Annotated in this window: 16 protein-coding genes, 4 tRNA genes and 2 rRNA genes (1 of these 22 running past the window's edge); 18 read left to right on the plus strand and 4 right to left on the minus strand. The window is 40.1% G+C overall.

What is annotated here, in order from left to right:
- The 7 genes from rrf to BHF69_RS13335 all read left to right on the plus strand — a co-directional run.
- A 5S ribosomal RNA gene (gene rrf, locus BHF69_RS13305) occupies positions 1-8 on the plus strand; it begins 110 nt to the left of the window's first position.
- Between the two features lie 250 nt (positions 9-258).
- Positions 259-3144, plus strand: a 23S ribosomal RNA gene (locus BHF69_RS13310).
- A gap of 142 nt (positions 3145-3286) precedes the next feature.
- Positions 3287-3358, plus strand: a tRNA-Glu gene (locus tag BHF69_RS13315).
- Positions 3359-3362: 4 nt separating this feature from the next.
- Positions 3363-3433: transfer RNA gene (locus BHF69_RS13320), tRNA-Cys, on the plus strand.
- A 23-nt stretch (positions 3434-3456) separates the two neighbouring features.
- Positions 3457-3530: transfer RNA gene (locus BHF69_RS13325), tRNA-Met, on the plus strand.
- A gap of 130 nt (positions 3531-3660) precedes the next feature.
- Positions 3661-4110 carry a large conductance mechanosensitive channel protein MscL gene (gene mscL, locus BHF69_RS13330; RefSeq protein WP_075672428.1) on the plus strand — a complete coding sequence of 150 codons (450 nt, stop codon included), beginning with the start codon at positions 3661-3663 and terminating at the stop codon, positions 4108-4110.
- Positions 4111-4306: 196 nt separating this feature from the next.
- Positions 4307-4378, plus strand: a tRNA-Glu gene (locus BHF69_RS13335).
- Between the two features lie 61 nt (positions 4379-4439).
- Here BHF69_RS13335 and BHF69_RS13340 read toward each other — a convergent pair.
- Entirely contained in the window at positions 4440-5258 is an 819-nt protein-coding gene (locus BHF69_RS13340) for a Cof-type HAD-IIB family hydrolase (RefSeq protein WP_075672430.1), read from the minus strand.
- Positions 5259-5279: 21 nt separating this feature from the next.
- Positions 5280-6371, minus strand: coding sequence for a LacI family DNA-binding transcriptional regulator (locus BHF69_RS13345; protein ID WP_075672431.1), 1092 nt, complete (start codon positions 6369-6371; stop codon positions 5280-5282).
- 576 nt (positions 6372-6947) lie between these two features.
- Here BHF69_RS13345 and BHF69_RS13350 point away from each other — a divergent pair.
- The 6 genes from BHF69_RS13350 to BHF69_RS13375 all read left to right on the plus strand — a co-directional run bounded on the left by BHF69_RS13350 (position 6948) and on the right by BHF69_RS13375 (position 12974).
- Positions 6948-7754 carry a transketolase gene (locus BHF69_RS13350; RefSeq protein ID WP_075672432.1) on the plus strand — a complete coding sequence of 269 codons (807 nt, stop codon included), beginning with the start codon at positions 6948-6950 and terminating at the stop codon, positions 7752-7754.
- 11 nt (positions 7755-7765) lie between these two features.
- Positions 7766-8707: a transketolase family protein gene (locus BHF69_RS13355; RefSeq protein ID WP_075672433.1), complete on the plus strand. Its 942-nt coding sequence runs from the start codon at positions 7766-7768 to the stop codon at positions 8705-8707.
- 13 nt (positions 8708-8720) lie between these two features.
- Complete coding sequence (locus BHF69_RS13360; RefSeq protein WP_075672434.1) at positions 8721-10160, plus strand: NAD(P)/FAD-dependent oxidoreductase; 1440 nt, start codon at positions 8721-8723, stop codon at positions 10158-10160.
- Positions 10160-11416 carry an NAD(P)/FAD-dependent oxidoreductase gene (locus tag BHF69_RS13365; RefSeq protein WP_075672435.1) on the plus strand — a complete coding sequence of 419 codons (1257 nt, stop codon included), beginning with the start codon at positions 10160-10162 and terminating at the stop codon, positions 11414-11416. The genes BHF69_RS13360 and BHF69_RS13365 overlap by 1 nt, the downstream gene beginning before the upstream one ends.
- A 22-nt stretch (positions 11417-11438) precedes the next feature.
- A complete protein-coding gene (locus BHF69_RS13370) occupies positions 11439-11786 on the plus strand; it encodes a DUF1667 domain-containing protein (RefSeq protein WP_075672436.1) in 348 nt (115 codons plus the stop codon).
- Between the two features lie 144 nt (positions 11787-11930).
- Positions 11931-12974 (plus strand): glycerol-3-phosphate dehydrogenase, encoded by a 1044-nt coding sequence (locus BHF69_RS13375; protein ID WP_075672437.1) that lies wholly within the window; start codon positions 11931-11933, stop codon positions 12972-12974.
- Positions 12975-13462: 488 nt separating this feature from the next.
- Here the strand turns inward: BHF69_RS13375 and BHF69_RS13380 are convergent, their stop codons facing one another.
- Positions 13463-14434 carry a sugar-binding transcriptional regulator gene (locus tag BHF69_RS13380; protein ID WP_075672438.1) on the minus strand — a complete coding sequence of 324 codons (972 nt, stop codon included), beginning with the start codon at positions 14432-14434 and terminating at the stop codon, positions 13463-13465.
- A 340-nt stretch (positions 14435-14774) separates the two neighbouring features.
- Between BHF69_RS13380 and BHF69_RS13385 the strand changes: the two genes are divergently transcribed.
- On the plus strand, positions 14775-15836 hold the full coding sequence (locus tag BHF69_RS13385) for a galactitol-1-phosphate 5-dehydrogenase (RefSeq protein ID WP_075672440.1): 1062 nt from the start codon (positions 14775-14777) through the stop codon (positions 15834-15836).
- 20 nt (positions 15837-15856) lie between these two features.
- Entirely contained in the window at positions 15857-16510 is a 654-nt protein-coding gene (gene deoC, locus BHF69_RS13390) for a deoxyribose-phosphate aldolase (protein WP_075672442.1), read from the plus strand.
- A 129-nt stretch (positions 16511-16639) separates the two neighbouring features.
- Here deoC and BHF69_RS13395 read toward each other — a convergent pair whose 3' ends face one another.
- Positions 16640-17740, minus strand: a complete 1101-nt coding sequence (locus tag BHF69_RS13395; protein ID WP_075672444.1) for a restriction endonuclease subunit S — start codon at positions 17738-17740, stop codon at positions 16640-16642.
- A gap of 89 nt (positions 17741-17829) precedes the next feature.
- Between BHF69_RS13395 and BHF69_RS13400 the strand changes: the two genes are divergently transcribed.
- From BHF69_RS13400 to xerA, 3 genes are read left to right on the plus strand one after another with little or no spacing between them, the layout of a single operon-like run.
- The gene (locus BHF69_RS13400) at positions 17830-19302 is read left to right on the plus strand and encodes a type I restriction-modification system subunit M (RefSeq protein ID WP_075672446.1); all 1473 of its coding nucleotides are present in this window, start codon (positions 17830-17832) and stop codon (positions 19300-19302) included.
- Between the two features lie 9 nt (positions 19303-19311).
- A complete protein-coding gene (locus BHF69_RS13405; RefSeq protein ID WP_075672447.1) occupies positions 19312-20400 on the plus strand; it encodes a restriction endonuclease subunit S in 1089 nt (362 codons plus the stop codon).
- A 49-nt stretch (positions 20401-20449) separates the two neighbouring features.
- Positions 20450-21424 (plus strand): site-specific tyrosine recombinase/integron integrase, encoded by a 975-nt coding sequence (gene xerA / locus BHF69_RS13410; protein ID WP_075672449.1) that lies wholly within the window; start codon positions 20450-20452, stop codon positions 21422-21424.
- The last annotated feature ends 28 nt before the right edge of the window (positions 21425-21452 follow it).

Genomic DNA, 21452 nt, shown 5'->3' on the forward strand with positions numbered 1-21452 from the left:
TGCCGGATTTACATAAATCTTTGATCATCAACTGGATATAAGAAAGAGTTCTTATATGCCGCTGCTGATCAAACAGCAGGAAATAAGACATGTACCTTGAAAACTGCATATAGATATATATTAACGAAGAGATAATATAGGTCAATTGATCATATATTAACAACAAGACATCTAATCAAACAAACCAGGGATCATGTGATCCCAGGATCTTAGAAAAGATCCGCGCAGCCCATTGTTGTGACGCTACACAACGATGAAGGTTAAGATAATAAGAGCGCAGGGTGGATGCCTTGGCACTAAGAGCCGATGAAAGACGTGATAAGCTGCGAAAAGCTGCGGGGAGGAGCAAATATCCCATGATCCGCAGATATCTGAATGGGGAGACCCGGCCAGGAAGACCCTGGTCACTGCATGGTGAATCCATAGCCATGCAGGGGGAACCCGGTGAACTGAAACATCTAAGTAGCCGGAGGAAGAGAAAGAAACATCGATTTCGTAAGTAGCGGCGAGCGAACGCGAAAGAGCCCAAACCGGAATGCGTGCATTCCGGGGTTCGGACTGCATACGGTATTGGCAGAAGATAGGAGAAAGGTTTTGGAAAAGCCTGCCGGAGAGGGTGAGAGCCCCGTATCCGAAATCAGGAGCCAGCCAGCAGGATCCAGAGTACCACGAGACACGTGAAACCTTGTGGGAATGAGCGGGGACCACCCCGTAAGGCTAAATACTACTTAGTGACCGATAGCGCATAGTACTGTGAAGGAAAGGTGAAAAGGACCCCGGGAGGGGAGTGAAAGAGAACCTGAAACCCTGTGTTTACAAGCTGTGGAACTATTTTAAAGTAGGACCGCGTACTTTTTGTAGAACGGTCCGGCGAGTTGCCACTGCTGGCAAGGTTAAGTGCCAGAGGCACGGAGCCGAAGGGAAACCAAGTCTTAATAGGGCGAAAGTCAGCAGGGGCAGACCCGAAACCGGGTGACCTATCCATGTCCAGGTTGAAGCTGCCGTAAGAGGCAGTGGAGGACCGAACCCACATCCGTTGAAAAGGGTGGGGATGAGGTGTGGATAGCGGAGAAATTCCAATCGAACCCGGAGATAGCTGGTTCTCCTCGAAATAGCTTTAGGGCTAGCCTCATGATAGTCTGCTGGAGGTAGAGCACTGAATTGCCTAGGGGGCGTCAAAGCTTACCAAAGCATATCAAACTCCGAATGCCAGACAGATGTTTCATGGGAGTCAGACCATACGAGATAAGTTGGATGGTCAAAAGGGAAAGAGCCCAGACCACCGGCTAAGGTCCCAAAGTGCGTGTTAAGTGGAAAAGGATGTGGGATTTCGAAGACAACTAGGATGTTGGCTCAGAAGCAGCCATTCATTCAAAGAGTGCGTAATAGCTCACTAGTCGAGAGGTCCTGCGCCGAAAATGTCCGGGGCTGAAACACGACACCGAAGCCGTGGAATCACGTAGTGATTGGTAGAGGAGCATTCTTAAACGGTGGAAGCTGTACCGGAAGGAGCAGTGGACGGTTAAGAAGAGAGAATGCCGGAATGAGTAGCGAGAAAGAAGTGAGAATCTTCTTGGCCGAATATCTAAGGTTTCCAGAGTAAAGCTGATCTGCTCTGGGTAAGTCGGGGCCTAAGGCGAGGTCGAAAGACGTAGTCGATGGATAACAGGTTGAGATTCCTGTACCGCATGAAATCAGAACTGTGGGGACACAGACAGGAAGAGGGAGCCGGGAATGGAAAGTCCGGTCCAAGCGAGGTAGGAGTACCGCCGGCAAATCCGCGGTGCGATCCGAAGACGTGACGGGGAGCGAACATAAGTAGCGAAGCCCTTGCCCCTGGCTGTCAAGAAAAGCCGCTATCGTATTTCATGTGCCCGTACCGTAAACCGACACAGGTGGATGAGGAGAGAATCCTAAGGCCGACGGGAGAAGTGTTGTTAAGGAACTCGGCAAAATGGCCCCGTAACTTCGGGAGAAGGGGTGCCTGCGAGAGCAGGCCGCAGAGAATTGGCCCAAGCAACTGTTTAGCAAAAACACAGGTCTATGCAAAACCGCAAGGTGAAGTATATGGGCTGACGCCTGCCCGGTGCTGGAAGGTTAAGGGGAGGGCTTAGAGCAATCGAAGGTCTGAACTTAAGCCCCAGTAAACGGCGGCCGTAACTATAACGGTCCTAAGGTAGCGAAATTCCTTGTCGGGTAAGTTCCGACCCGCACGAAAGGCGTAATGATTTGGGCACTGTCTCAACAACACACCCGGTGAAATTGAAATACCAGTGAAGATGCTGGTTACCCGCGCCAGGACGGAAAGACCCCATGGAGCTTTACTCTAGCTTGATACTGGGATTCGGTACTGCATGTACAGGATAGGTGGGAGACGTGGAATCATGGACGCCAGTCCATGAGGAGTCGCTGTTGGGATACCACCCTTGCAGTATTGGATTTCTAACCAGCAGCCGTGATCCGGCTGGGGGACAATGTCAGGTGGGGAGTTTGACTGGGGCGGTCGCCTCCGAAAGGGTATCGGAGGCGCTCAAAGGTTCCCTCAGAATGGTCGGAAACCATTCGCAGAGTGCAAAGGCAGAAGGGAGCTTGACTGTGACACCGACGGGTGGAGCAGGTACGAAAGTAGGACTTAGTGATCCGGTGGTATAAAGTGGGATTGCCATCGCTCAACGGATAAAAGCTACCCTGGGGATAACAGGCTTATCACTCCCAAGAGTTCACATCGACGGAGTGGTTTGGCACCTCGATGTCGGCTCATCGCATCCTGGAGCTGTAGCAGGTTCCAAGGGTTGGGCTGTTCGCCCATTAAAGCGGTACGCGAGCTGGGTTCAGAACGTCGTGAGACAGTTCGGTCCCTATCCGGCGTGGGCGCAGGAGATTTGAGAGGAGCTGTCCTTAGTACGAGAGGACCGGGATGGACGGACCGCTGGTGTATCTGTTGTCGTGCCAACGGCATAGCAGAGTAGCCAAGTCTGGAAGGGATAAACGCTGAAGGCATCTAAGCGTGAAGCCCCCCTCAAGATGAGATTTCCCATTCTTCGGAAGTAAGACCCCTTGAAGACGACGAGGTAGATAGGGCAGGGGTGGAAGTGCAGCAATGCATGGAGCTGACTGTCACTAATCGGTCGAGGTCTTAACCAGAGAATGGCTGTAGAGATGTTTGAACGTATAAGGAAGAGATGGAAGGTTAAGAAGATATCTGTATGTAGTTTTTAGGGTACATCCTAAAGATAAGGCCAAAAGCAAGATGCTTTTAGTCTTATTCTGTTATATAGAAATATATGGCTCCTTGGTCAAGCGGTTAAGACATCGCCCTTTCACGGCGGTAACACGGGTTCGATTCCCGTAGGAGTCATCATGGCGCCGTAGCCAAGTGGTAAGGCAGAGGTCTGCAACACCTTCATCACCAGTTCAAATCTGGTCGGCGCCTTTTTTGCTTTTTATTTTAAATAACGCGGGATGGAGCAGTCTGGTAGCTCGTCGGGCTCATAACCCGAAGGTCGTTGGTTCAAATCCGGCTCCCGCAACTCGTAGAAGCGTTAGGAATTACAGGTATGTGGTTCTTAGCGTTTTTTTTATTATATTTTCATTGGTAGACTTGATTTGTTGGTTCTGATATAATACTTGATATAAAAAGAAAGGAGCAAAGAGGAATATATGAAAAAGTTTTTAAGTGAATTTAGAGAATTTGCAGTTCGTGGTAATATGCTAGACTTGGCTGTTGGTATGATTATAGGGGGTGCATTTACAACGATTGTAGGTTCCCTTGTTAATGATATCATTAATCCGATTCTTGGATTAGTCATTGGTAAGATTGATTTCTCATCTTTATTTATTACTTTAGATGGAGGGTCTTACAAGACTTTGGCTGCAGCGGAAGCAGCTGGAGCAGCCGTTTTAAAATACGGTGCATTTATTTCCAATATCATTAACTTTGTTATCATGGCCTTTGTAGTATTTTTACTTGTAAAAGCCATTAATAAGCTTCGTTTGCCTAAGGAAGAGGCACCAGCAGAACCTACCACAAAAGTATGTCCATATTGTAAATCTGAAATTGCGATCGAAGCAGTCAGATGTCCTCATTGTACATCAGAATTAGATAAATAATATATGACAGAACATATTTATGGCCAGATGGATCAGTGATTATCATCTGGTCATATTTTTACTGTCAAAGTTTGATTTACGAATGTTTGGTGGAGGATTGTTATAGGCACTTGAAAATAGTTGTAAAAAAGGCTGGAATAGTACGAAAAAAATACTTGTAATTTTTTAAAATCAGTAGTATAATAGAAATTCGTAAGGCCCCTTGGTCAAGTGGTTAAGACATCGCCCTCTCACGGCGGTATCACGGGTTCGAATCCCGTAGGGGTCAGAGAAAAGGAAGGATTTCAGTAATATGAGATTCTTCCTTTTTGCTTTATAAAATACAATATTTATAATAAAAACTTTTCAATGGCCTCTGCACATCCGTCATGGTTATTATCTGCAACGATTACATCACAGATTTCCTTAATATGTGCTTTGCCATTCTCCATAGCAACGGACAACCCAGCTGCCTTTAGAATTTCCAGATCGTTGTCAGAATCACCTACGGCGATGGTTTGCTCAATGGAAAGTCCTAAGTGTTCACAGAGTTTTTGAAGGCCAGTGGCTTTTGATACATTCTGGGGAGAAATCTCCAGAGAAGTTTCTTCCGCATATACCATTGGCAGCGGAAATTTCTTTAGACGTTGGTACAGTCTTTCGCGAATTTTTTCGGATGCAGAGAACAGATTTAATTTTTCCACCCCACATGGATGTGCATTGTAGTGATCAATGATATGATCAACAGTAACGATGCAGCGTTTTAGCATATCTTGATACTGTCCCATATGATAGTGATCCATATGATTGATCTTCTCCTGTTCCGAGATGCTTCTTCCATTGTTATCATAATAGATCATGACATCTTCTTCTTTTACAATATCCATAATCTGTTTTACATATGTTTCAGGGATTTGCTCTACATGTAAGATCTTATCCTCTTTGCAGTCATAGATCAGGGCTCCGCTTTCACATATATAATAGCGAATAGACATAAGATCGGTTTCATTATCCTTTAATTCATCTAGAGAACGTCCAGTGGAAAGGACCACATGCTTTCCTTGTTCGACTGCTTTGTCTATCCACCGTTTCGTCTTTTCAGATATATTTTTTTGATCGGTCAAAAGAGTGCCATCCATATCAAGGGCAATTAATTCATAAGTATTCATTATCAATAATCCTCCATAAATTTATGATTTCTTTCGACATTTGCCGGAACTGTTTCGAATGATTAGCTCTGGTTCATATTCCAGACGCATGATGTAATTATATTTGGAACCACCGGTTTTCTTTTTGGTCATATTTTTTCGATAAATGATGTCTACGGCTTCACGACCTTTTAATTCAGAAGCGTGTTCAATGGTAGTTAAGGAAATCTGAGGCATTGAGGATAAATTGATATTATCGAAGCCACAGACAGAATAGTCCTGCGGGATACGATATCCTCTGTCGGACAGAGCACTCATAATGCCAAATGCGGTCATATCATTATTCCCAATAAAAGCAGTGGATTTGGTGTGATTATCCAAAACCTTTACGGTTAGATCATAGCCATTGCTGAATTCGGATGTATTGGCCGGATAGCCGGAATAAGTAGCAAAATCAGGAGATACTACTTCTACATGTTCTATTGGATATCCGTGTTTGCGAAATGCCTTCTGAATTCCTTCCAAGCGATACATCCGGCCGATTTCTTTTTCGTTGATTGGTGTAGACACATAGGTCACATGGGTGTGGCCAAGGGAAATCAGATGTTCTCCAATCAGATATCCTGGTTTTTTGCTGTCTAATTCTACAGAATCGAAGCTGGAATCGGGAGCCTTATCACCAATGGATACAATCGGGACGATGGAAGAAAGCTTATTGGCCTCCTGAACCATAGCTGGTGGGTATAAGTAGATCACGCCGCAGATGTTTAGATGAGAAAACATCTTCAGATAATGTTCTTCAATAGAAGCATCACGCATGGTAGGTGCTACAAAGGTAGCATATCCATATTCCTGTGCCCGTTCGGCAATGGAATGAATCATCATGGTGTAATAACAGTTGGATAAAATGGGACAAATGACCATAAGAGTATCATTTAGTAATTGATCCTTTAAGATTGGTGCTTTGTGTTTTTTTTCATAGCCAAGTTCTTCCGCTGCTTTTAATACTTTATCACGGGTTTCCTGTGAAAAAGAAACATGAGGTTTATTACTTAGGATCATGGATACAGTCGATTGAGACATACCTATATATTCTGCAATCATTTTTGTAGTTACTCGACGTTTTGCTGCCATTTTTTTATCCTCCTAAATAATAGTTAGCATTTTTTTGAAAAAAATTTTTGATTAATTTTCAAATATTATTTATTAATTTTTCAAAAAATAATTAATAATATTATACAGATTATTAATTCAAAATTCAACTGGTAAAGAGTAAAAATGAGTTAAAATGGAGAAAAAACAATTGATTGGAAAAATAAATTAATAGTTGACAAAAAAGTGGTAGTAACCACTGGTATTAATAATTAAAAATTAATTAATGAAAAGTATTAAAAATGGCTTATTTATGCGGTTTTTGAGGTGTTGACAAATGAAAAAATTTATGGTTATATAGAGTTACCAGAGGATATCAGACAAGAAATTCAGACATAAAAAATAGAACAAAAAGGAGGAGATTTATTACCAGAAGGAACATTTTTGTAATGAAATTCAGAAGTCACTTCCAGCGGCAGTCAGCCTTCGTTTATGGGAAAAACGGGACTGGCAGGTAGTAGAAAGGATGAAATTAGGAAGATGACCGATGGATTGGTTACAATATATTTAGCGATTAGGAGTTTCGTAAATTTGTAGTAAGAAGAAGAGGAGTTTGTTATGACAGATTTAAAGGTAACAGCAAACGAAATTAGAAAAAGCATTATCAGAGCAGTACACAGTGCAAAATCCGGTCATCCAGGTGGATCTTTATCAGCAGCAGATATCTTTACTTATCTTTATTTTGAAGAGATGAATGTAGATCCTGCAGATCCTAAGAATCCAGAAAGAGACCGTTTTGTATTGTCTAAAGGACATGTAGCACCTGCTTATTATTCTACACTGGCAGAAAGAGGATTTTTCCCAAAAGAAGATCTGATCACATTACGTAAGATCGATTCTTACCTTCAGGGACATCCAGATATGAAGAAGATCCCAGGTGTGGATATGTCCAGCGGATCTTTGGGACAGGGCATCTCTACTGCAGTAGGAATGGCACTTGCCGCTAAGCTTCAGGGCAAAGATTACCGTGTATACACATTATTGGGAGATGGCGAGATCCAGGAAGGACAGGTATGGGAAGCAGCTATGATGGCTGGACATAAGAATCTGGATAACCTGGTAGTCATCGTTGACAACAACGGATTACAGATCGATGGAAATATTGCAGATGTATGTTCTCCATATCCAATCCCTGAGAAGTTTGCAGCATTTAACTTTCATGTGATCGAGATTGACGGACATGATTTTGACCAGATCGCAGATGCATTCGCAAAAGCAAAGGAATGTAAAGGAAAACCAACTGCAATCATCGCTAAGACTGTAAAAGGAAAAGGCGTAAGCTTCATGGAAAACCAGGCATCCTGGCATGGAAGCGCTCCGAACGACGAACAGTTTGAAGTTGCAATGAAAGACTTAGAACAGTAGGAGGATCAGAGATGGCAGACGTAAAGAAAATCGCAACCAGAGAAAGTTATGGTAATGCATTAGTAGAATTAGGAAAAGAACATGAGAATCTGGTAGTGCTGGATGCAGACCTTGCAGCAGCAACAAAGACAGGAACCTTTAAGAAGGCATTTCCAGACCGCCACATCGACTGTGGTATCGCAGAAGCCAATATGGTAGGGATCGGTGCAGGACTTGCAGCAGCAGGCATGGTGCCATTCGTAAGCTCCTTTGCCATGTTCGCAGCAGGAAGAGCCTTTGAGCAGGTAAGAAACTCCGTAGGATATCCTCATCTGAACGTAAAGATCGGAGCAACCCATGCAGGTATCTCTGTAGGAGAAGATGGTGCTACTCATCAGTGTAACGAAGACATCGCACTTATGAGGACTATTCCAGGAATGGTAGTCATCAGCCCTGCAGATGATGTAGAAGCAAAAGCGGCAGTCAGAGCTGCTTATGAATATGACGGACCAGTATACTTAAGATTTGGAAGACTGGCAGCACCAGTCATTTTCGATGAAGAAACATACAAATTTGAGATCGGAAAAGGACAGGTAGTAACAGAAGGAACCGATGTGACGATCATCGCAACTGGACTGATGGTAGGAAATTCCATGGAAGCGGCAAAGATGCTTGCAGAAAAAGGGATCAGCGCAAAAGTCATCAACATGGCAACCATCAAGCCATTGGATGAAGAATTAGTCATCGCAGCAGCAAAAGAGACCGGAAAAGTGGTAACCGTAGAAGAACATTCTGTCATCGGTGGACTTGGAAGTGCAGTCTGTGATGTATTAAGTGAAAAATGCCCAACACCAGTACTTAAGGTAGGGGTAAATGACGTATTCGGACATTCTGGACCTGCATTAGACTTGATTGCAGAATTTGGTCTGGATGCAAAAGGAATTGCAGAAAAAGTTGAAAGATTTGTAAAATAGGAGGTATTTGATCGTGTATGATGTAGCGATTATCGGTGCTGGGATCACAGGATGTTCTTTAGCATATGAATTAGGAAAATACAACGTAAAAGCGATTGTAATCGAGAAAGAAAATGATGTATCTGTAGGAACAACAAAAGCAAACAGTGCCATTGTTCATGGTGGATATGACCCTGAAACAGGTACATTAATGGCAAAATACAACGTAGCTGGTAATGAAAGAATCAAAGAATTATGTGGAAAATTAGATGTTCCATATAAACAGATTGGTGCTTTGGTTTGTGCATTCAGCGAAGAAGAAGTAAAACACGTAGAAGCATTAAAAGAAAGAGGAATTGCCAATGGCGTTCCAGGACTTGAAGTTTGGGACCAGGCAAAAGTAAGAGAAGAAGAACCAAACATCTCCGATGAAGTAGTAGCAGCTTTATATTCCCCAACAACCGGAATCGTAAGCCCTTGGGAATTAGCCATTGCTTTAGCTGAAACAGCAGCTACCAATGGAGTAGAATTCATGCTGAATGCAGAAGTAACCAACATCACAAAAGCTGGAGATGTTTATACCGTGGAAACTCCTGCAGGCAATGTAGAAGCAAAATACATCTGCAACGCAGCTGGCGTATATGCAGATAAAGTAAATGAATATGTATGTAAAAAATCATTTACCATCTTACCAAACAAAGGTGAATATTACTTATTAGACAAGAGCCAGGGAAGCTTAGTAAATCATGTTATCTTCCAGTGTCCAAATGAAAAAGGAAAAGGTGTATTAGTTTCTCCTACTGTGCATGGCAACTTGATCGTTGGTCCAGACTCTCAGCCATCTGCTGCAGATGACTTATCAACAACTACAGAGGGATTGAACTTCGTTCGTACAACAGCATTAAAATCTGTTCCAACTATCAACTACAGAGAATCTATCCGTAACTTCGCGGGTGTTCGTGCAAGAACTGCAGTACATGATTTCTTCATTTTCGAAGATAAAGAACAGAAAGGTTTCTTCAATATTTCTGGTATGGCTTCTCCTGGATTAACATCTGCTCCAGCAATCGCCGTAGACCTTGTAAAAATGCTTGGAGAATCTGGATTAGAATTAGTAGAAAAAGAAAATGTAGTAGATACAAGAAAAGTAAATAGATTTAAACATATGAGCCACGAAGAACGTGCAGCATTGATCAAAGAAAATCCATTATACGGTAAAATCATCTGTCGTTGTGAAACGGTAACAGAAGGTGAAATCGTTGATGCATTACATAGACCGATCGTTCCAACTTCTATCGATGGAATTAAGAGAAGATGTAATGCTGGTATGGGACGCTGCCAGGGTGGATTCTGTGGACCAAGAGTACAGGAAATCATTGCAAGAGAACTGAATATGCCTTTAGAAGACGTATATCAGGATCGTGTAGGAACCGTTATTATCACAGGTGAAACCAAAGAAGGAGGGGCTAAATAATGTTATATGATGTAATCGTAGTAGGTGGAGGCCCTGCAGGTTTAGCAGCTGCCATCGAAGCTAAGAAAAATGGTGCAGAGAAAATTTTAGTAATCGAACGTGATGCTGAATTAGGCGGTATTTTAAATCAGTGTATCCATAATGGATTCGGCCTTCATACGTTTAAAGAAGAATTAACAGGTCCTGAATATGCAGACAGATATATTAAGATGCTTCCAGGAACAGGAATTGAAGTAATGTTAAATACTATGGTATTGGATATTACAGAAGATAAAACCGTTCATGCAATGAACAAAGAACAGGGATATATGCAGATTGCCGGCAAATCCATCATTTTAGGTATGGGATGTCGTGAAAGAACAAGAGGTGCGATCGCTGTTCCTGGTGACAGACCAGCAGGTGTCTTCTCTGCAGGTGCTGCACAGAGATATGTAAATATCGAGGGCTACATGGTAGGTAAGAAAGTATTGATCTTAGGTTCTGGTGACATCGGATTGATCATGGCCCGTCGTATGAGCTTAGAGGGTGCAGAAGTTGTTGCCTGTGTAGAATTATGTCCATATTCTAACGGATTAAACCGTAATATCGTACAGTGCTTAAATGACTACAATATTCCATTATACTTATCTCATACCATTACAAACATCAAAGGTAAGGAAAGAGTAGAAGAAGTTACAATCCAGAAAGTAAATGACGATACAAAGCAGCCAATTCCTGGAACAGAAATCAAATTCGACGTTGATACCGTATTATTATCTGTTGGATTAATTCCTGAAAACGAATTATCCAGAGGTGTTGGACTGGAAATGGACCCAAGAACAAGCGGACCTGTTGTATATGAAAACATGGAAACTTCTATTGAAGGTATTTTCGCAAGTGGTAACGTACTTCACGTACATGACTTAGTAGACTTTGTATCTGCAGAAAGTGCAAAAGCTGGTAAGAGTGCTGCAGAATATGTAAAGAATGGGGAACCAAGTGCAGAAGGAACCATCAATGTAAAAGCAGGAAACTGTGCAAATGCCATCGTACCACAGAAGATCCGTCCTGCAAACGTAGACAAATTAGTTGAAGTATTCTTCCGTCCAACTAACGTATTCGGAACTTCAGCAATCAAGGTAATGTCTGGAGACACTGTATTATCTACATTCAAGAGAGAACATATGGTACCAGCCGAAATGGAAAAGATCGTAATTCCAAAAGCATTCCTTGATAAAGTTGAAAACAATGAAATTACAATCTCTATCGAAGCTTAGTTAGAAAGGAAAGGTGAAAACAATGACAGAACTGATTTGTATCGTATGCCCAAAAGGTTGTCATTTAAAAGTTGATGAAGAAAATGGATATAAAGTAACCGGTAATGGCTGCCCTCGTGGAGCTGCTTACGGTGAAAAAGAACTGGTAAATCCAACTCGTACTATTACTTCTACTGTCCGCATTAACGGAAAAACAGCGAGAAGAGTACCAGTTAAGACAAGTGCAGATTTTCCAAAAGGAAAGATCTTTGATGTTATGGCGGAATTAGATAAAGTTGATGCACAGGCTCCAGTAAAAGTTGGCGATGTAATCATCAAAGACGTTTGCGGACTTGGCGTTGATATCGTAGCAGCAAAGGATATTGATTAATTCATAAGGGATTTATCCCACTTAGAACACGTTGGTGTTCAACATAAATGTGCCCACATATATGATGGCCGGGCTATAAGCGGGCCTGGTCATCCTTAAAATTAAAATTGATGAAACATGTATGAAAATTAGGAGGATAATAGCATGAGCGTAATTACATTTATTTGTGCAGGTCAGATGAACTCTGCAATCACATTCCCAGCATTTGAAAATGGACATGAAGTTCGTTTAGTAGGATCTCCATTGGATAGAGATATCATCGATGGATTAAGAAAAGATAACTATCACATCACATTAAAAAGAACCTTACATGATGGGATCAAATATTATCAGATTGAAGAATTAGGAGAAGCTTTAGAAGGAGCAGACTTAATTCTTGGTGGAGTAAGTAGTTTTGGTCTTGACTGGTTCTGCGATGAAATCTTACCAGTGATTCCAGACGGAGTACCTCTGTTAACAGTAACAAAAGGTATGGTAGATTTAGAAGATGGTACTTTAGTTCCTTACCCAACGATCTTTGCTCAAAGACAGCCAGAAGGTAAGAACATCGATTTAAACGCAATTGGTGGACCATGTACAAGCTACGAATTAGCAGACCATGATGACAGCCACGTAGCATTTTGTGGTAAAAACATGGAAACATTAAAGAAATTCAAAGCTGCTTTAGCAACAGATTACTATCACATCAGCTTATCTACCGATGTTGTAGGTGTTGAATGTGCAGTAGCTATGAAAAACGCTTATGCTTTAGGTGTATCCTTAGCAGTAGGTTTAGCTGAAAAACGTGATGGAAAAATTGGAGCTGTTCATTACAACTCCCAGGCAGCTTTATTTGGACAGGGCTTAAAAGAAATGATCAAATTATTAGACTTGATCGGTGGTGGCCCAGAAAACATCATTCACGGTGGCGGAGACCTTTACGTAACCGTATTTGGAGGAAGAACACGTAAGATCGGTACCTTATTAGGACGTGGATTATCTTTTGATCAGGCTATGGAAGAATTAGCTGGTGTAACATTAGAGTCTATCGTAATCGCTACACGTACAGCAAGAGCCGTTCGTAAATTAGCAGAAAGAGGAATCGTATCCATCGACGATTTCCCACTATTAATGCATGTAGATGACATCATCAACAACGGTGCAGAAGTAAACATCCCTTGGGAAAAATTCACAACAATTGTAGAATAAACGCGTAAGCAACGAGAAGATTCATTTTGCAAAGAAAGCCACAAGAGCAGAAATGTTCTTGTGGCTTTTTATTGCAAAAAAAGCGGCGACTGCCGCGAGTACAAAAATACGAAGTATTTTTGTAGGATTCTCGTTGCGAATAAATAGGGCGTGAGTACATTGACGAAGTCAATGGGCACGGATCAAAAAAAGCGGCGACTGCCGCGAGTACAAAAATACGGAGTATTTTTGTAAGATTCTCGTTGCGAATAAATAGGGCGTGAGTTCATTGACGAAGTCAATGGGCACGGATCAAAAAAAGCGGCGACTGCCGCGAGTACAAAAATACGGAGTATTTTTGTAAGATTCTCGTTGCGAATAAATAGGGCGTGAGTTCATTGACGAAGTCAATGGGCACGGATCAAAAAAAGCGGCGACTGCCGCGAGTACAAAAATACGGAGTATTTTTGTAAGATTCTCGTTGCGAATAAATAGGGCGTGAGTACGGATTAGAGAAGAATTTCAGGACAGATTTCACATAATAAATCTGCGGTTGCTTCATCTGTCACTAAAATATTAACGAGATTTCCTCTCAATGCCCCGAGAATGCTATATACTTTATCTTCTCCCACCGCTACTCCGATGCGAGTGTCTATATTTTTTAGTGTTTTCAAAGGAACAGCTACTGTTCTGGCATCCATCTGGGGAACGCATAGATTTCCCTCCTTATCAATGAGATGCGTACAAATATCCCCAACAACCCCCTGAGTGGTCAATTGCTTCACTTCACTTTCTGATAGGTAGCCAACTCTTGCCATGGCACACTGCGTGTCAAATTTTCCCATAGTGATAATGCAGATATTTGCTTTGGAAGCATAAGATAGTACATCCTGCATGGAACGTTCATGATACAGAGTATCTTTTATGTGAAACGAATCAACGATTGCAGGAAATGGCAGTAAATATCCAGTGCTATTCAACTTGTGAGAAAATTCTGTTGAAATTTCAGAAACATATACATTTTTATTTGTGTTGCTTACGCCGCCACAGAGCTGTACGGTTACAATGTTTTTTAATGCTTCCTGAACGGAAAGTGCTTTCGCACATTCATAGATCGTTTCACCCCAGGAATAACCGATGATATCTCCATCGCAGAGAATACTCTCTAAATATAATGCCGTAGCTTCTCCGACGAGTGTAAGCGGTAATTGAGAGTCAGATTTTGGTGCAATGATGACCTTATTCAGGTTAAAAAATTCCCGTATCTGTTTTTCTTTTTTACTCTCTGTATCCACATCATCTTTAATGGTTATTTGCACAATTCCAGTTTCTTTCGCCTCTAACAATAATTTTGATATATAAGGACGAGAAAGGTTCACAATTTTTGCAATTTCATTTTGATTGTAATTTTGTTCATAATATAAACGTGCTACTTGCACTAAGAGAGAACGTTTCTGTCTATCTTTTTTTGTTTTGTTCATAATATACTCCAGTTTAGTTACATTTGATACTATTATATGATATTTATTATGATACCAGGGTCAAAAGGTCATGTTGTTCATGCTTGCATGAAAAAGCATGACTTTGGGACCCGCAAAACATGAGAAAGTAGCCATTTTTCGTAGAAAAATGAGCGGATTTCGAATGTTTTTAGGATTTCGTGAGCGTGAAACGCGGAGAAATCCGTAGGTATCAGGGGGCAAAGACTTTTGACCCTAACATCTTATTATATTACTATGGACAGAAAGTAGCAAATGAAATATAATATAAGTATCAAATGATAATAGTAAATTATCAAATGTTCATAATGGGAGGATTTTTATGAAAGCGATTCAAATGACAGCAATCAAAGAATTAAATTATGTGGAAGTAGCGACACCAGAACCGAAGGAGGATGAGGTTTTATTAGAGATCAAGGCAGTTGGTATCTGTGGATCGGATATCCCTCGTATCTTAAAATCAGGTCCTCATACATTGCCGATCATTCCGGGGCATGAATTTGCAGGGAAAGTGGTAGGGACAGGAAGGAAGGTTAAGAACTGGGAAATAGGGGATAAAGCCAGTGCAGCTCCCATGATTCCTTGTTTTGAATGTGAGTGGTGTAAAAAAGGCATTTATTCTCTTTGTGAAGACTATCAATATTATGGTTCCCGTAACGATGGTGCCTTTGCCCAATATCTTGCGGTGAAAGAAACATGCCTTCTTCCAATTGGTAAAGATACTCCATATGCATGGGGAGCAACCATCGATCCTGCCGCAAATGCGATTCATGCTTATCTAAGAGCAAACGGAAATGGCAATGATACTGTGTGTGTATTTGGCCTTGGTGCCATTGGCCTATTCGCCATCCAGTATGCAAAAGTCCTTGGATGTAAAAAGATCGTGGCCGTAGACATCGACGATGGGAAATTGGAAACAGCGAAAGCTTGTGGGGCTACGATGACAGTAAATTCTTTAAAAGAAGATCCTGTTAAAAAAATTTTAGATGATACGGATCATAGAGGAGTTACGCTTTCCTTGGAAATGTCAGGAGCTCCCATCTGCCAGCATCAGGCAATTTTAAGTACGGGAAGAATGGGAAGGGTTGTTTATCTTGGTATTTCCCATGCACCTCTGCATTTATCCGAAAAGGCAGTGGATCAGATTGAAAGATATCAATTAAGTATTATTGGAAGCTGGAATTCTTTTTCTGCACCATATCCTGGAAAAGAATGGACAGAAGCAGCCAAACGAATGGACGAGAAAAAATTTGATCCAGATCTTCTTATTTCCCATAGATTAGGTTTAGAAGAATGTCCGGATATTTTTCGTCAGATTGATGAAAAAAAGCTTGTATATAATAAAATCATGTTCTTTCCAAATGGAATGAATGAATTAAAATAATGAAAAAGGAGAAATTAATCATGAATAAAACAACCATTGCAAAATATTTGGACGATACGTTATTAAAAGCGGATGCAACACCGGAACAGGTGAGAAGTGTTTGTAAGGAAGCAATGAAATATCAGACAGCCTCTGTCTGTGTCAACACATCTTATGTTTCCTTTGTAGCTGGTGAATTACAAGGATCAAAGGTAAAAACATGCTGTGTGATCGGATTCCCTCTGGGTGCATGTACGACGGAAACAAAAGTGGCTGAAACCATGGATGCAATCGAAAAAGGGGCAGAGGAAGTGGATATGGTCATTCATGTAGGTGCGGCAAAGGCAGGAAACTGGGACTATGTGAAAAAAGATATTTCTCAAGTTGTTTGTGCAGCAAAGAAAAAGGCTTTGGTAAAAGTCATTATCGAAACTTGTCTTTTATCTGATGAGGAAAAAAGAAAAGTATGTATGCTTGCCCAAGAAGCTGGGGCAGATTTTGTAAAAACATCTACAGGATTTTCTACTGGAGGTGCAACAATAGAGGATATTAAACTAATGAGAGAAACGGTCGGTCCGGATATGGGAGTGAAGGCCTCAGGTGGAATCAGAGATTACGAAACAGCCGTAGCAATGATCCAAGCTGGGGCAACCAGAATTGGAACCAGCAGTGCTGCAAAAATTATTGAAGGGTAGGGAGAAAAGGTATCTTTATTGGTAATCCGGAGAGTTCCACTATTGCCCTGATCCTGAAAATAGTGGAACATTCCGGTGTCTGCCTTATGGTGTTGCTTATCTAAAACTTCAATTTCTGGGGAATTTTTACTAAAATATGTAGGTTTGTTGAGAAATCGACGGATTGGGAAGAAAAGAGGCAAATTTATATTTGTTGACTTGTTCTACAAGTGCAATATACTCATCTACTAATTCATCAGGCGGACAAATAATTGGAAACTCCTCGATATGATCCTTATTGAGCTGTCGCTTATCAATTCCACCAACACATACATTTCTAATTAAGTCTCGATATTCATTTGAAACAAGGATTCTAAGAATAAAGCGATTGTTCACACTTGGTTTAAGTCTTATAAAATACACATGCCCATTGACATTGGCTGCATCATCCTCACCCAAATACAGTGCAGCTCTACCAAGTGAACTATTTTCCGTATTAATTCGACCTGTTTTAGTCATTAGGATATCACCATGCTTTAGACTACTTCGTCGCATACTGGCATGTGTTTCTTCATCAATATAGGCAATGTCATTCATTTCCAGTCTATCCTTCCAGACATTCTGACTTCTGAAGAATGTTATACCTTCATCAACATAAACCTCTGAACCACCTTTGGGGGTATTACCACTATTGACTTGAACAACTAACTCTTTAAGTTTTTTTACCGGCCATCTCATAGGATTTGCAACTGGATCTCCAAACATCTCAACAAATCGGGCTTTGATAAGGTCGTCCAATTTTTGTAGTTCGTGCTTCCTTGATTCAATTATATTTTCCGCTAATCCAAGCACCTTTACAATTTCTTTCTGTTCATTCATTGGCGAAAGATTAAACTCTTCTTTTTTATAATCTTTAAAATATATATGTGGAATTGTTGCTCCTGTAAAGTATTTTTCCAAATGCATATGTCGGACTACGTAGCACAAATACTCAGGTAATACATTTTCTTTTGGTAATAGATATTGCATTGTTCCGATTACAGAAGATTTCGCTGGAAGCAGAATTGTGCGCCCAATACCTGCACCATCTTTGACAACTGCAACATACGCCTTCTCTTGATGATAAAAATCAACATTTCCGATATAACCACCTGCCCCGTATATAGGATAATTACCAGTACAATTAATAACATCCGATTGTTTTAAGTTTGATGAATCACGTTCACAAACATCCTCTAATAATACTCTCATCTATTCATTCCTACAAATCCGAATTTGTTCTACTTATGTTTATAAATATCTGTTATAATTTAAATAATTATAATGGAAAGGAAATAATTATGATTACAGGCGATTTAAGGAATAAAGTGGATCGTATTTGGGAAATTTTTTGGACAGGTGGAATTACGAATCCATTGGAAGTAATTGAACAGTTCACATATTTACTTTTTATAAAACAATTAGATGATGTAGAGTCTGCAAAAGAAAATGATGCAATTTTTTTAGGACTTTCATTTGAGGGAATGTTTCCAATAGATAAACAGAATTTACGATGGAGTAAATTCAAGAACTTAGAAGCAGAAGAAATGTATCAGCTGGTTTTAAATGAAGTGTTCCCATTTATAAAGGGACTTCATCAAGATGGCGATTCTGCATATGCCAAATATATGGGAGATGCTATTTTTAAAATTCCAACGGCAGCAATGTTGACAAAAATTGTAGATGGAATTGATCAGTTAGAGTTAGATGTTGCAGATAGTAAAGGAGATCTTTATGAATATTTATTATCAAAGGTAGCAACGGCAGGAAAAAATGGTCAGTTCCGGACGCCTAGACATATCATTAATATGATGGTTGCACTTACAAAGCCAGCTTCCGATGATATTATTATTGATCCTGCCATGGGATCTGCAGGTTTTTTGATTGCGGCACAGGAATATTTAAGAAAAAATGAACCGAAGATGTTTTTTGATGCGAAAGCACAAGAACATTTTCATAATCATATGTTTTATGGATTTGATATGGATCGGACAATGCTCCGGATCGGTGCTATGAATATGTTGCTTCATGGAGTTGATAATCCCAATATTGAATATAGAGATAGTTTATCTGAACAAAATAAAGATTATGAAAAATATACGCTTGTACTTGCGAATCCACCATTTAAAGGAAGTCTAGATTATGAAGCAGTATCAGCAGATTTGTTAAAAGTATGTAAAACAAAGAAAACAGAATTATTGTTTTTAGCGTTATTTCTACGAATTTTAAAACCTGGAGGAAGAGCAGCTGTTATTGTTCCAGATGGTGTATTGTTTGGAAGTAGTAAAGCACATAAGAAGATTCGTCAGGAGATTGTAGAAAAGAATAAGCTGGAAGCAGTTATTTCAATGCCATCGGGTGTGTTTAAACCATATGCAGGAGTTTCAACAGCTATATTAGTTTTTACAAAGACTGGAGCTGGAGGAACAGACAAGGTTTGGTTTTATGACATGAAAGCAGATGGATTGAGTTTGGATGATAAACGTCAGCCAGTGAAAGAAAATGATATTCCGGATATTATTGAGAGATTTAATCATAGAGAAGCAGAAGAAGAAAGAAAACGTACAGAACAAAGCTTTTTTGTGCCATTTGATGAGATTAAAGACAAAGCTTATGATTTGTCGATTAATAAATATAAGGAAATCGAGTATAAACCAATCGAATATGATCCTTCGGATGTTATTCTTGGAAGAATTGAAGAGTTAGAGAAGGAAATCCAGAAGGAATTGGCTGAATTAAAGGAACTGTTGAAAAATGAAAATTCGGATTTGTAGGAATGAATGATGGAAAATAGAACACTTGAATCTCTGTGCAATGTTGTATCAGGAGGAACGCCTTCCAGATCAAAGCCAGAGTTTTGGAATGATGGAAATATTCCATGGATTAAAATAGGAAATATCAAATCTAAGTATGTTTCCGAAGCTGATGAATATATCACGCAGGCGGGATTAGATGGTTCTTCTGCAAAGATGCTTTCAAAGGGAACTATTCTCTATACTATTTTTGCTACTTTGGGAGAAGCCGGCATCTTAACTATCGATGCTTGTACAAATCAAGCTATTGCAGGGATTACGATAAAAGATAAGCGTGTCATTGATACGAATTATCTCTATTATTATTTGAAATCGAAGAAAGAGTATGTCAATAGCCTTGGGCGTGGTGTAGCACAGAACAACATCAATATGTCAATGCTCCGCAAGTTTGAAGTCCCTGTACCAGCTATAGATGATCAGAAGCAAATTGTTGATGTACTGGAGAAAGCCAATTCGATAATCGAGTGCCGCAAGACTGAATTACAAAGGCTTGACGATCTTATCAAAGCCCGATTTGTCGAGATGTTTGGTGATCCGATCTTAAACAACAAGCGCTTGCCCACAATGCTTGGAGAAGGCATTTTTAAGCTTTCAAATGGAAAATTTGTCCCTGAATCAAAGAGATTTGAAACAGGGATTCCAGTTTATGGCGGTAATGGGATTTCGTGGTATACAGACGAAGTTCTTGTAGAAGGAGATACACTTGTTGTTGGCCGTGTAGGCTTTCAAAGTGGAAATGTACATTATGCTGAGGGGCCATTATGGGTAAGTGATAATGCGATGTATATAAGCAATTATAACAAGCAAGATTATGATTTGCTGTTCCTTTGTCATCTCATGGAACATATTGATTTTACTCGACACCAGGATGCGGGAGATTTGAAAAAAATAACCCAAAAACCGCTTATGGCTATGGAGTATATTCACCCATCACTATCACAACAGCAAGAATATACTGCATTCGTCAAACAAGTCAACAAATATAAATCTGTCGTTCAAAAGTCCTTAGATGAAACGCAAACTTTATTTGATGCTTTAATGCAGCAGTATTTTGGATGATAAAAAGATCAAATAATTGGTATAATTTATGAAAAAGGAGATTATGCCGATGAAGGAAGCGATTTATAATATTATCAATGACATGGTGGAATATTTGGATGTTTCTCAGATGAAACGTTTGCATGAAGTACTAATAAAGCGATTAACCGAATCCCAGAAGGAAGAGGTTAAAATTATTGATAATTGCGAATATATGAATATGTTTCTAGCGGCCAAGAAGATAGAAGGGTGCTCTAAAAGAACACTGCAGTTTTATAGAGTGACCATTGAGAAGATGTTGTCTATGGTGGAGATACCTCTTCAAAAGATGACAACAGAAGTATTGAGAAAATACCTTGCTGATTATCAAAATTTGAATAATTGCAGTAAAGTGACCATTGATAATATCAGAAGAAATTTATCCAGCTTTTTTTCATGGTTAGAGGAAGAAGATTATATTTTGAAGAGTCCTATGAGGAGAATTCATAAAATTAAGACAGGAACCATTGTAAAAGAAATTATTTCTGATGAAAGTATGGAGAAATTGAGAGATCATTGTAAAGAGGCTAGAGATTTAGCAATGATTGATTTACTGTTTTCCACGGGGATTCGTGTTGGAGAATTGGTTAATCTGGATATTTCTGATATTAATTTTGAAGCGAGGGAATGTGTCGTTTATGGAAAGGGAGATAAAGAGCGAAAGGTATATTTTGATGCAAGAACAAAGGTGCATCTGCAAAGCTATTTGAAGCAAAGGACGGATCAAAATGCTGCGCTATTTGTTACGTTATCAAAACCGTATAAGAGATTAAAGATTAGTGGTGTTGAAATACGCTTGAGAAAAATGGGAAGGATATTGAATATAGAACGGATTCATCCGCATAAGTTTCGAAGAACGGTAGCTACCAGGGCAATTGATCGTGGAATGCCAATCGAACAGGTTCAGAAGTTGCTAGGGCATTCTCAAATTGATACGACGATGCAGTATGCAATGGTGAATCAGGATAATGTGAAAAATTCGCATAAGAAATATATAGCATCCTGAGTGTGGGAAAAAGGAGGCATAATGAAAA

Source organism: Anaerostipes sp. 992a, from assembly GCF_001940245.1.
Taxonomy (GTDB): Bacteria; Bacillota; Clostridia; order Lachnospirales; family Lachnospiraceae; genus Fimousia.